The sequence below is a fragment of the Mesorhizobium sp. M7A.F.Ca.MR.176.00.0.0 genome, from assembly GCF_004023165.1.
Taxonomy (GTDB): domain Bacteria; phylum Pseudomonadota; class Alphaproteobacteria; order Rhizobiales; family Rhizobiaceae; genus Mesorhizobium.
The window spans coordinates 1-11,064 of sequence record NZ_RZTC01000014.1 but is presented as its reverse complement, the minus strand read 5'-3'; the positions used below and the strand labels follow the sequence as shown (position 1 = coordinate 11,064).

Genomic DNA, 11,064 nt, shown 5'->3' with positions numbered 1-11,064 from the left:
CGGCATCGCGCCCCGGGATGTGGAGCGCGTTGCCGCCGATCCGCAGGCCTTCGACGGCATCGACATCCGGTTCGTGATGAGTCATCTGGCCTGCGCCGACGAGCCGGAACACCCGGCCAATGAGCGGCAGCGGCTGGCATTCGAGCGGCTGCGCAAGATGCTGCCGGCGGCACCGGCCTCGCTGACCAATTCCTCCGGCATCTTTCTTGGGGAGCGCTTTCACTACGATCTCGCCCGCCCCGGTGCCGCGCTCTACGGCATCAATCCGACGCCGGCAAAGCCCAATCCGATGCTGCCGGTGGTGCGGTTGCAGGCAAAGGTGGCACAGACGCGCAGCGTCGAAAAAGGCGCCGGCGTCGGCTATGGCCACACCTATCAAGCGCAAGGCCCGCTCAGGCTGGCGACGATTTCGTTCGGCTACGCCGATGGCTGGCAGCGCCGGGCCGCGTCAGCTGCGTGGTTCGAGGGCACGCGCCTGCCTTTCCTCGGGCGGGTGTCGATGGATTCGATCATTCTCGACATTTCCGCCCTGCCGGCCGGCAGGCTGCGCGAGGGTGATCTCGTCGAACTGCTCGGTCCCTCGCAAAGTGTCGATGACGCTGCCGGCCATGCCGGCACCATCGGCTACGAGATCCTGACCAGCCTCGGCCTGCGCTTCCATCGGCGCTATGTCGGCGGTTGAGCGGTTTGGCCGCGCTTGACAAGCGAACGCCTGTCGGCAAGGCTCCTTGCATGAGCAACCCAGCTTATATCAGAACCTTGTTCAGGGTCTGCCCGATCGCGGGATCGTAGCCCCGGCGCGGTCGCCTTTTGGCGTTCGTCCGAACCGGGGCATTTCTACCTGACATCATCATTCCCGAGCCAGACAGCTTCGCGGCTGCCGGCTTTTCATCAAGCCACCGTTTGTGCGGGGGCAGGCGCGCGTCTGTTCGATGCGCCAAGTCATGAGGTTTGCCATGCAACATGCAACAGGATTGCGGCCACCGAGCCGGCTTCTGGTCAGCGATGCCGACCACCACAGGCTGACGGGCCTGGCGCGGGCGTCGCTCGACCGCGTGCCCGAGACGGCCGAAGAACTGCTTTCGGAGATGGACCGTGCCGTCGTCACGGCGGCGGCTTCCATGCCGGCCAACGTGGTGCGGATGGATTCGACGGTGACAATCCGCAACGATGGCGGCCACACCCAGCGCATCACGCTGGTCTATCCCGGCGAAGCAGACATCAGTGAAAACAGGATCTCGGTGCTGACGCCGATGGGGACGGCGCTTATCGGCGCGTCGATCGGGCAGACAGTGTGCTGGAGCAGCCGTGGCGGCCGGGAACTGTCGGCGACCATCGAAGCGGTCGATGCGCCGGCCTGCGGGCGGGAAGGGCCCTGATCATGGAGACGGCGATGACAGGCGCGAATTTCCGGCTGACGACGAAGGACTTCGCCGTCCTCGAGATCATATTGGAGCGTTGGCGGGCTTTCGCGGATCCGATTGTTCCAATGCTTGAAGAGAAGCTTTCCAAAGCCGAGGTCGTCGCGATCGATTCGGTCGGATCCGATATCGTGACGCTGAACAGCAGACTGGTGTTTCGTGTCGATGCCGGCCCTGCCCAGACCCGGACCTTGGTGCAGAACGAGGTGCGCGGTCCGGTCGGCTCCAGCCTGTCGATCATGACAAGGCGGGGGCTTTGCATGCTCGGAATGGCCGAGGGTCAGACTGCATGGATCGAACACGCCGACGGCAGGCGGGAGTCGGTCCTGATTGCAACCGTGCTCTACCAGCCGGAGGCCGCGCGGCGTGCCGTCAGGAAGAAATCCCAAGACGAGGCGCGACGGCCGCGTAGGCTCACCCTCGTCCACAGCGCCGCAGCCGATTGGCGGCCCCTTGGCGAAAGGGCCGGAATGCGGCAGACAGGGGATGACGACCCCGGTCCCACGGCGGCGTGAACAGGCAACACTGCACGATCCCGAAAGTCGGCATCGATTTTCGCAGGGGATCGTGCGCAAATCGGAAATGCGGCCGCGTCCAGGCGTCCTCAAGGACGTGCGGCGGCAAGGAGTGAACGATGAAGATCATGGTGCTGGGCGGCGGCGTCATCGGAGTGACCACGGCGTACTTTCTTGCCGAGGCCGGCCACGAGGTGACGGTTCTCGACCGCCAGAAAGGCCCGGCGCTGGAAACCAGCTTCGCCAATGCCGGCGAGATTTCGCCCGGCTACGCCTCGCCCTGGGCCGGACCCGGCATTCCGCTGAAGGCGATCAAATGGCTGCTGATGAAGCATGGCCCGCTGGTGGTGCGGCCGGCCTTCGACCCGCATATGTGGACATGGCTGATCAAGATGCTGCGCAACTGCACGGCCGAGCGCTATGCGATCAACAAGGCACGCATGGTGCCGCTCGCCGAATACAGCCGCGACACGCTGAAGGCGCTGCGCGAAGCTACCGGCATCGCCTATGACGAGCGCACCCAGGGCACGCTGCAGCTGTTTCGCACGCAAAAGCAGCTCGACGGCACCGGCGGCGATGTCGAGGTGCTGAAGAAGTACGGCGTGCCTTACGAGATCCTCGACCAGGACGGTTGCATCGCGGCTGAGCCTGGCCTTGCCGGGGTGCGCGAAAAGTTCGTCGGCGGCCTCAGGCTGCCGCACGACGAGACCGGCGACTGCAAGATGTTCACCGACAGGCTGGCCGAACTCTGTGTGGCCCGCGGCGTCAAGTTCGAATACGACGTGACGATCTGGCGCGTCATCCGCAGCCGCAACCGCATCGCCAACCTCAGCACCAGCAAAGGCTGGAAGACCGCCGACGCCTATGTGATGGCGCTGGGCAGTTATTCGGCAGGTTTCATGCGCAGGGTGAAGCGGCCGATCCCGGTCTATCCGGTCAAGGGCTATTCGATCACCTTGCCGATCAAGGACGCCGCCGCGGCACCGGTGTCGACGGTGATGGACGAGACCTACAAGGTGGCGATCACCAGGCTCGGCGACCGCATCCGTGTTGGCGGCACGGCCGAGATTTCCGGTTTCGACCTAAGGCTGCATGAATCGCGGCGGCGCACGCTGGAACACTCGGTTGGCGATCTCTTTCCGGGCGCCGGCGCCATGCGGGACGCGACGTTCTGGTGCGGGCTGCGGCCGATGACGCCGGATGGTCCGCCGCTGATCGGCCGCACCGAGCTCTCCAATCTCTATCTCAACACCGGCCACGGCACGCTCGGCTGGACCATGGCTTGCGGCTCGGGCAAGGTTCTGGCCGACATCATCTCCAGCCGGGTGCCTGACATCGACGTCCGCGACCTCGCGCAGGAGCGTTATCTACGGTAGAGGGTCAGAACGCCTGCCGGACCCAGTCCTCGTCGAAAAGCAGCCGGTAAGCCCACGGGATCGTTACATTGGTGGCGACCGGATTGGAGTGCGCGACATAGTCGTCATAGATCGGCTTCATCCTGGTGTAGAAGGCCGGATCGAGCACCATCATGCCGTTCTCACTGTCGTGGAAGAAGCTGCGGTTGTTGAGATTGACCGACGAGATGGCGACCAACCTTTCGTCGATCATCATGATCTTGGAATGCAGCACCACGTCAGGCGCCTTGAATTCGCGGATGTTGATGCGGTCGCCATATTTCTCGACGAACAGCTTGTTGAGCGCGGTGAGAAACTTGCCGCCGATATCGCCCTTGAGATCGATGCGGCCGACAATGTCGATCCTGACGCCGCGGGCGAGCGCCCGGTCAACAGCCTGGGCAAGCTTGGGCGTCAGGTTGAGGTAGGGATTGACGATCTGGATATGGTGCTGGGCAGCGTCGACCAGTTCGACGAAATAGTCCTCCAGCGCATGGCCGTCCTCGTAGGGCACCGAAATGAAGTGTCGTGCCGTGCCTGACGGGCGGGCGCCGTCGGACCGGACCGGAATGGAGACGGGGCGCGCCAGATTGGTGTCGGCGTCGCGCAGCCACACTGTCGAAAGATGCGCGGCCAGCGTCTCGACCGTGGCCGGATCGGCGAACTCGATGTCGAAGTCGCTCCAGTTCGAATAGTAGTTCAGCGAGAACCCGTCGGTCTTGCCGTATTGCTCAAGGTCTGGATAGCGCGACAGATCGATCGGCTGGTGGAACAGGAAGCCGTCATGGATGTTGCGGCCGCCGATGATGGCACGCGACCGCCGTGGATCGTCGGCAAGCGTCGCCAGCATCTTGACGTGATGGACCTTGTGCAGTTGTGAAATCTGCTCGTCGATCGGCGCACCATGGTCCGCCCGCCAGCGATATTCCTGCAATTCGACATTGGGGAATTCGGCCGCCAGCCGATGCAGCAGGGCGTCGTCCTTGTCGCGCTCCAGCACGTCGGTGACCATGATGCGCACCTTGGTGCCGAGGGCTGCATGGTGGCGGATCAGCCGTTCGATGATACGGCCGGAGAAGTCGGCCTTGAACTCCAGCGACGACAGGTAGATCAGCTTCAGCCTTGGTGCCCTGGAGAAATCGAGCGGCAGCTCCGGGTCGCCCTTGTCGATGGCGCTGTCGGACAGCGGCGCTCCCATCAGAGCCTCGACCTTGGCGTTGAACCCGTCGCGCGACTTGCGCAGCAGGCGCGGCTTTCCGATCGGCAAGGCACAGGTCTGCGACAGCCAGCGGCTGGCATAGAAGGCGCGGCTGAGAGGATCGAGGCCGGTTGGGTCTGGCGTCGGGCAACGCTCGTAGCGACTGTCGAAGGCGGCGAGAGCCGGATCGACGCTCTCTTCGCGCTGGATGGTGAGCGGCGCGCCTCCCGGGGCAAGGCTGGAGCGGATCCTTGCCGTGCAGCGGTTCAGGCTGTCACTTGGAAACAGGCTGACCGTGTCGTCCTCGCCGGCCAGGTGAAAGCGGAATGCCGTGCCCGTGGCGATGGTGCGTGAACCGGCGCCGGCACGGATCGCCAGCGTGCCGTCGCAGGTGCCCTCGATGTCGGCCGGTTTCTTGCCGGCCTGGCGCAGCACGATCTCGACGCTGCGTGCCTGCAGGCCGGAGAAATCGAAGACCCTGGGCACTGAGGGCCGCGCCGCCGCATCGATGTAGAGCGTCTGCCGCGACACCCGCCAGCGTCCATCGAAATGGCCCTCGCCGCTGCTGGCGCCGGCCGGCGGCAGGTGCGTTTCGGTAACCGGCCCGGCCAGTTGCTGCAGTGTCCGGTAGGTCGCCTGGAAATCGCTGTTGCGGATCTCATGGCGGTCGTGACCGAAAGGGCCGGTGCCGTTGGCGCGGTCCATGGCGCCGAGCTGGTGATGGGCGAGCAGCGCCAGGAACCGTTTTTCGTAGTCGTTCGTACCGGCGTCACCGAAAAACTGCGCGGCGGCGATCCGCGGCCCAGCTGTCTCGGCGGAGAGCGCGGGTCGTGCGCAAGCGCTCTGGCCTTGCAGGAGATCGCAGGCATTGCGGCCAGCGCCGGCACAGCCGGCAAGGACGGCCAGCCCGAACAGAACGATGGCGATGGATGCGCGACCCTTCACCCGGCGACTCCGGCCTTCAGGGCGCTCAATTGCGCGGGATCGCGCGGCGGCATGAAGCCCTGCGGGAAGACCTTGCAGACGGGAATGGCGAAGGTGGCGATCAACAGTTCGGCCTCGCCGCGCATTTTGCGTGGCGCTGTCTTGTCGTCACGGATCGCTTTCGCCGAGGTGACCAGGGTGCCGTCGCAGTCGCAATGGTTGTGGCGGGCGATGTAGCAGGCATCATGCGCCTGGCAGGCCGCATCGAGGCGGTCGGCCGGCCGGGCCGATAGATCGCCGGTGCGGGTGCCAGGGCCGCAATAATTGCCGAAGACGAAAGGCGAAGGCCGCGCCATTGCGTAGCGGATCGGCTTGGGCAGTTCGGCTCCCGTGACCTTCGTCCACGGATTGGCGCAAGCCGAAACGAAAAGCAGCGGCAGGATGGCAAGAACGGCTCGCATGTCTATCCGCGCCAGCTTTCTGAAAGTGTCCCTGCGCGCGGCGTCCGCCCACAGCCGGCGACCGCACGCCTGATGCCACACTGGCCGGTTTTGTGGCAAGGAAAAGGCGGCACGGCTACAGCGCATCGCGTTTGATCGGATTCATGCGATGCGCTTTAGCGTCTTTGTTTTATGCATGTCGTTCTCTCAAAACCGAGATCATTTTTGGGCGACATGCATCAGACAAACAGGTTTCGCTCCCGCTCCACCATCTTGGTGATGAAGCTGGCGACGATCTGGACGCGGCGCAGCGGCCTGACCGATTCGTGATAGACCAGCCAGTAGGCACGGCGGATCGGCGCGACCACGTCGACCGATACCAATTCCGGCATCGAGCGGGCGACGAAGGTGTGCAGGATGCCGATGCCGGCGCCCGAGCGCACCGCCTCGGCCTGGCCGAGCGCCGAGGAGATGGCGAAGCTGGTGCGCCAGTCCGTGCTGAATTCGCCCGCATAGTCGAGCGAGGGACTGACGATGAGGTCGGGTACGTAGCCGATGAGCGTGTGCTGGCCGAGCTCGGCGGCGGTTTGGGGCAAGCCATGCGCCTCGACATAGGCGCGCGAGGCAAACAGGCCGAGCGAGTAGTCGACCAGCTTTCCTGCCACCAGCCGGCCTTCGGTCGGCCGCTCGACGGTGATGGCGATGTCGGCCTCGCGACGCGACAGCGAGAAGGAGCGCGGCACCGGCACAAGCTGGATCGTCAGTTCGCGGTGCAGGGCGGTCAGTTCGCCGAGGCGCTTGGCCAGGAAGGCGACACCAAAACCGTCCGGTGCGCCGATGCGCACCGTGCCGGAAACGTCGTCGCCTTCGCCTGAAATGGTCGAGCGCGCGGCGATCATGTCGCCCTCCATGCGCTCGGCAATGTCGAGAAAACGCTCGCCGGCGGGCGTCAGCTCGCTGCCGGTGGTCAAGCGGCGAAACAGCTTTGTCCGCAGCGCTTCCTCGAGTGCGGCGATGCGGCGTGAGACGGTGGCGTGGTTGAGCTCCAGCCGTTTGGCGGCGCCAAGGATCTGGCCTGCGCGCGCCACGGCGAGGAAGATGCGGACGTCATCCCAGTTCATGGGGAGGGTCCAGATCACAATTATCGACGCTGCGTTCTGTGGTGGAACTCAATCTCTCAATCCGCACGGCAGCAATTGCATCCCACCATTTGCGGGAATTGATGCTCGCTCGTCAATCGTTATCTATTCTCCGCACAACGGTTGCGTTCTCCGTCGCGTTGCCATCCGCCGGCCAAAGGCGGACAATGCAGCATCACAAACAAGGGAGAGAAATCATGATCGACTATGGTCATTTCATTGGCGGCAAGCATGTCGCCGGGACCAGCGGCCGCAAGCAGGATGTCATGCAGCCGATGGACGGCTCCGTGCGCGGCACGGTGGCGTTGGCCTCGCAGGCGGAACTGCGCGCGGCGGTCGAGAATGCCAAGGCAGCGCAGCCGAAATGGGCCGCGACCAACCCGCAGCGCCGCGTACGCGTGCTGATGAAGTTTCTCGAACTGGTCGCGCGCGACTATGACGAACTGGCCGACATCCTGGCGCGCGAGCACGGCAAGACGATCGCCGACGCCAAGGGCGACATCCAGCGCGGCCTCGAAGTGGTCGAGGTCTGCATCGGCGCACCGCACATGATGAAGGGCGAATTCACCGACGGCGCCGGCCCCGGCATCGACGTCTATTCGATGCGCCAGCCGCTCGGCGTGGTCGCCGGCATCACGCCGTTCAACTTCCCGGCGATGATCCCGCTGTGGAAGATCGCGCCGGCCATCGCCTGCGGCAACGCCTTCATCCTGAAACCGTCGGAACGCGATCCGGGCGTGCCGATGCGCATCGCCGAACTGTTCCTCGAAGCCGGTCTGCCGGCGGGCATCCTCAATGTCGTCAATGGCGACAAGGACGTGGTCGACGCCATCCTCGACGATCCCGACATCAAGGCCATCGGCTTTGTCGGCTCGACGCCGATCGCCCACTACATCTATTCGCGCGGCACGGCCGCCGGCAAACGCGTGCAGTGCTTCGGCGGTGCCAAGAACCACATGATCATCATGCCTGATGCCGACATGGACCAGACCGTCGATGCGCTGATCGGCGCCGGCTACGGCTCGGCCGGCGAGCGCTGCATGGCGATCTCGGTCGCCGTCCCGGTCGGCAACGATACCGCCAACCGGCTGATGGAAAAGCTGATCCCGCGCGTCGAGAGCCTGAAGGTCGGTCCTTCGACGGACTCTTCCGCCGATTTCGGCCCGCTGGTGACGGCGCAGGCATTGGAACGGGTTAAGGGCTACGTGGATACCGGCGTCAAGGAAGGCGCCAAGCTGGTCGTCGACGGCCGCAGCTTCTCCATGCAGGGCTATGAAGACGGCTACTATATGGGTGGCTGCCTGTTCGACAACGTCACCGCGGACATGCGTATCTACAAGGAAGAGATCTTTGGGCCGGTGCTCTCTGTTGTGCGCGCCCCGACCTATGAGAGCGCGATCAAGCTCGCCAACGATCACGAGATGGGCAATGGCGTCGCCATCTTCACCCGTGACGGCGATGCCGCGCGCGACTTTGCAAGCCGTGTCCAGGTCGGCATGGTGGGCATCAACGTGCCGATCCCGGTGCCGATCGCCTACTACACGTTCGGCGGCTGGAAGGCATCTTCGTTCGGCGATCTCAACCAGCACGGCCCGGACGCGTTCCGCTTCTATACCAAGACCAAGACGGTGACCTCGCGCTGGCCGTCCGGCATCAAGGATGGTGCCGAATTCGTCATTCCGACGATGAATTGACCGGACGATTTCTTGGTTGCGCGTCCTCGCCTTCGGCTGCGGTCGCGCGGGCGGCATCAAGGACGGTGCTGAATTCGTCATCCCGACGATGAACTGACCGGACAACAAATTGATTTGGAATCAAGGCCCGGGCGCTCGCGCCCGGGCGTTTTTTTGCAATCCGGTGGCGACCCTATCCGCTTGAACGCTAATGTGATGGAACCAAGTAGGCATCTGCCGTCTTGGTCTGCAGTCCTGCCGCAAGGAGGTACGGCAGATCAAGCAACGGCGCTGGCGACAGCTTCGGGGACATCGTCTGGCGCAAGGAGGTGTCAGATGACCCGTCTTGTGGCAACGCTATTTTTCGCGGCAATTTTTGCGTGTCCCGCCGTCCCGGCGCTGGCGGAGCAATGCGCGGCCCGTGCGGATATGATCAAAGCGCTCGGGGAAAAATTCCACGAAAGTGAGGCGGCGCGCGGCCTGGTCAACCCGAGCCTGATTCTTGAGATATTCGTCTCCGACCGGGGCACCTGGACAATTCTTGCCACCGACACGCGTGGTCAGAGTTGCGTCATCACGGCGGGCGAAGGCTGGGACGGTTCGTTGATGGCGGCGGCTGCCTTGCCAGGGACTTGACCCGAGTTTCGAGGAAGCGCCGGCGACGAAAGCGCACCGGATGTAAAAGAGGTCAGCGCGTGGCGGCCGTCTCGGCGTGGCCGCGCAGCAGCGCCATCAGGCGTTTGGCGTCCTTGGCCGCGGCCTCCTCGTCGCCGGCAAGGATCGAGCGGATCAGTGCGACATGGTGCTCGGCGGATTCTGCAAGACCGGTCTCGGCCTTGTAGCGGAACCAGAAGCGGCGGCTGTGGGTCTGCAAGGGGGCGGCCAGACGGGCGGCGAAGAGATTGTCGGCAGCCAGCGCCAGCGCTTCGTCGAGAGCCTTGTCAGCCTGGATGAAGGCAAGCACGTTGCCCGAGATCACCGCTTTCTGCATGGCGAGCGCTGCTTCGTGGAACAGGTCGGCGGCTTGGCGGGTGACGAAGCGGGCGGCCGAGCGGGCCAGCACCACCTCGACGCCGCGACGTGCATCGAGGACGCGCAGCCAGTCGCCGGGATGGAGCGGGGCGATGGCGATGCCGGCGCGCGGCCTGACGTCGAGCAGCCCTTCCCATGCCAGCCGCTGGATCGCCTCGCGCACCGGTGTCCTGCCAAGCCCGAGCCTCTCGATCAGAGCGCCCTCGGTGACGAAGCTTGCCGGGGCCAGTTCGAGCGTGACGATCATGTGCTCGAGCACATGGTAGGCCCTGGTCGCGGCCGGCTCTGCCGAGGTGCTTGCTGCCGTGGATATCAAATGCGCTCTCCTGATATATCTTGAATATATCATAACGGAATCCGCGTTGACAGCGGGTTTGTTAATAGATATACCACTGATATATCAGATGGAGAGATGATCATGTGGACCGGAGTTTTTCCCGCCGTCACGACTAAATTCACCGCGGATGATCGTCTCGATCATGCCGAGATGGAGCGCTGCTTCAGCCTGCAGATGGAGGCCGGTTGCGACGGCATCATCGTCTGCGGATCGCTCGGCGAGGGGCCGATGCTGTCGCCCGACGAGAAGATCGAGGTGCTGAAGACCGCACAGAAGGTCGCCGGCAAGAAGCCGGTGCTGCTGACCGTCAACGAGGCCGGCACACGCGAGGCGGCCAGCATCGCCAAACGCGCCGCCAAAGAAGGCGCCAATGGCCTCATGGTCGTGCCGAGCCCGATCTACCACACCAATGCGGAAGAGACGGTCGCGGCGCTGCGCGCGGTCGCCGAGGCGGGCGACCTGCCGGTCATGATCTACTCCAACCGGCTTGCCTACCGCGTCGACGTCAGCGTCGACCAGATGGAGGAGCTGGCGTCGGACAGGCGCTTTGTCGCGATCAAGGAATCCTCCGACGACATCCGTCGTTCGACCGAGATCATCAATCGCCTGGGCACTCGCTACGACCTGTTCACCGGCGTCGACAATCTGGCCTTCGAGGCGCTGTCGGTCGGCGCCATCGGCTGGGTTGCGGGACTGGTCACAGCCTTCCCGCGCGAGACCGTCGCCATATTCCAGCTGATGAAGCAGGGCCGCCGCGAGGAGGCGCTCGCCATCTACCGCTGGTTCCGGCCGCTGCTCGATCTCGATGTCTCGACCTATCTGGTCCAAAACATCAAGCTTGCCGAAGTGTTCGCGATCAACACAAATGACCGCGTTCGCATGCCGCGCCAGCCGCTGTCGGGCGAGCGCCGCAAGGCCGTCGAGAAGACCGTCAAGGATGCGCTCGCGGTTCGGCCGACGCTGCCGACATTTTGATGGCTTTCTTCTCCCC

General features: G+C 64.3%; 11 protein-coding genes (1 of these 11 only partly in view). 7 read left to right on the top strand and 4 right to left on the bottom strand.

Annotation, left to right across the window (positions count from 1 at the left end; all coding sequences use genetic code 11):
• The 4 genes from alr to EOB59_RS07250 all read left to right on the top strand — a co-directional run.
• On the top strand, positions 1-682 hold the 3' portion of the coding sequence (gene alr / locus EOB59_RS07265; protein WP_128288065.1) for an alanine racemase. 428 nt of this gene lie to the left of the window's left edge; the window shows 682 of its 1,110 coding nt (coding positions 429-1,110); its start codon lies off the left edge, out of view; its stop codon occupies positions 680-682.
• A 274-nt stretch (positions 683-956) separates the two neighbouring features.
• On the top strand, positions 957-1,379 hold the full coding sequence (gene rnk, locus EOB59_RS07260; RefSeq protein WP_128288064.1) for a nucleoside diphosphate kinase regulator: 423 nt from the start codon (positions 957-959) through the stop codon (positions 1,377-1,379).
• A gap of 2 nt (positions 1,380-1,381) precedes the next feature.
• The gene (locus EOB59_RS07255; RefSeq protein WP_128288063.1) at positions 1,382-1,936 is read left to right on the top strand and encodes a nucleoside-diphosphate kinase; all 555 of its coding nucleotides are present in this window, start codon (positions 1,382-1,384) and stop codon (positions 1,934-1,936) included.
• Positions 1,937-2,055: 119 nt separating this feature from the next.
• Positions 2,056-3,312, top strand: coding sequence for a D-amino acid dehydrogenase (locus EOB59_RS07250; RefSeq protein ID WP_128288062.1), 1,257 nt, complete (start codon positions 2,056-2,058; stop codon positions 3,310-3,312).
• Between the two features lie 4 nt (positions 3,313-3,316).
• Here EOB59_RS07250 and EOB59_RS07245 read toward each other — a convergent pair whose 3' ends face one another.
• The 3 genes from EOB59_RS07245 to EOB59_RS07235 form a co-directional block, all read right to left on the bottom strand.
• Positions 3,317-5,473 carry a phosphatidylserine/phosphatidylglycerophosphate/cardiolipin synthase family protein gene (locus tag EOB59_RS07245; protein WP_128288061.1) on the bottom strand — a complete coding sequence of 719 codons (2,157 nt, stop codon included), beginning with the start codon at positions 5,471-5,473 and terminating at the stop codon, positions 3,317-3,319.
• Entirely contained in the window at positions 5,470-5,913 is a 444-nt protein-coding gene (locus tag EOB59_RS07240) for a hypothetical protein (protein WP_128288060.1), read from the bottom strand. The genes EOB59_RS07245 and EOB59_RS07240 overlap by 4 nt, the downstream gene beginning before the upstream one ends.
• 218 nt (positions 5,914-6,131) lie before the next feature.
• Positions 6,132-7,013: a LysR family transcriptional regulator gene (locus EOB59_RS07235; protein ID WP_128288059.1), complete on the bottom strand. Its 882-nt coding sequence runs from the start codon at positions 7,011-7,013 to the stop codon at positions 6,132-6,134.
• A gap of 215 nt (positions 7,014-7,228) precedes the next feature.
• On the opposite strand from EOB59_RS07235, the gene EOB59_RS07230 reads away from it, so the two are divergent.
• Both EOB59_RS07230 and EOB59_RS07225 read left to right on the top strand, forming a co-directional pair.
• Positions 7,229-8,725 (top strand): CoA-acylating methylmalonate-semialdehyde dehydrogenase, encoded by a 1,497-nt coding sequence (locus EOB59_RS07230; RefSeq protein ID WP_127808988.1) that lies wholly within the window; start codon positions 7,229-7,231, stop codon positions 8,723-8,725.
• 315 nt (positions 8,726-9,040) lie between these two features.
• Positions 9,041-9,340, top strand: coding sequence for a hypothetical protein (locus EOB59_RS07225; RefSeq protein WP_127808989.1), 300 nt, complete (start codon positions 9,041-9,043; stop codon positions 9,338-9,340).
• Positions 9,341-9,392: 52 nt separating this feature from the next.
• Here the strand turns inward: EOB59_RS07225 and EOB59_RS07220 are convergent, their stop codons facing one another.
• Positions 9,393-10,085 (bottom strand): GntR family transcriptional regulator, encoded by a 693-nt coding sequence (locus EOB59_RS07220; RefSeq protein ID WP_164895602.1) that lies wholly within the window; start codon positions 10,083-10,085, stop codon positions 9,393-9,395.
• A gap of 69 nt (positions 10,086-10,154) precedes the next feature.
• On the opposite strand from EOB59_RS07220, the gene EOB59_RS07215 reads away from it, so the two are divergent.
• Positions 10,155-11,048 carry a dihydrodipicolinate synthase family protein gene (locus EOB59_RS07215; protein ID WP_128288057.1) on the top strand — a complete coding sequence of 298 codons (894 nt, stop codon included), beginning with the start codon at positions 10,155-10,157 and terminating at the stop codon, positions 11,046-11,048.
• Positions 11,049-11,064: the final 16 nt, after the last annotated feature.

Bases quoted from the DNA above. Each gene is read 5' to 3' on its own strand.
- EOB59_RS07240 (WP_128288060.1), bottom strand. From the start codon at position 5,913: ATGCGAGCCGTTCTTGCCATCCTGCCGCTGCTTTTCGTTTCGGCTTGC.
- EOB59_RS07225 (WP_127808989.1), top strand. From the start codon at position 9,041: ATGACCCGTCTTGTGGCAACGCTATTTTTCGCGGCAATTTTTGCGTGT.
- rnk (WP_128288064.1), top strand. From the start codon at position 957: ATGCAACATGCAACAGGATTGCGGCCACCGAGCCGGCTTCTGGTCAGC.
- EOB59_RS07230 (WP_127808988.1), top strand. From the start codon at position 7,229: ATGATCGACTATGGTCATTTCATTGGCGGCAAGCATGTCGCCGGGACC.
- EOB59_RS07215 (WP_128288057.1), top strand. From the start codon at position 10,155: ATGTGGACCGGAGTTTTTCCCGCCGTCACGACTAAATTCACCGCGGAT.
- EOB59_RS07255 (WP_128288063.1), top strand. From the start codon at position 1,382: ATGGAGACGGCGATGACAGGCGCGAATTTCCGGCTGACGACGAAGGAC.
- EOB59_RS07235 (WP_128288059.1), bottom strand. From the start codon at position 7,013: ATGAACTGGGATGACGTCCGCATCTTCCTCGCCGTGGCGCGCGCAGGC.
- EOB59_RS07250 (WP_128288062.1), top strand. From the start codon at position 2,056: ATGAAGATCATGGTGCTGGGCGGCGGCGTCATCGGAGTGACCACGGCG.
- EOB59_RS07220 (WP_164895602.1), bottom strand. From the start codon at position 10,085: ATGATATATTCAAGATATATCAGGAGAGCGCATTTGATATCCACGGCA.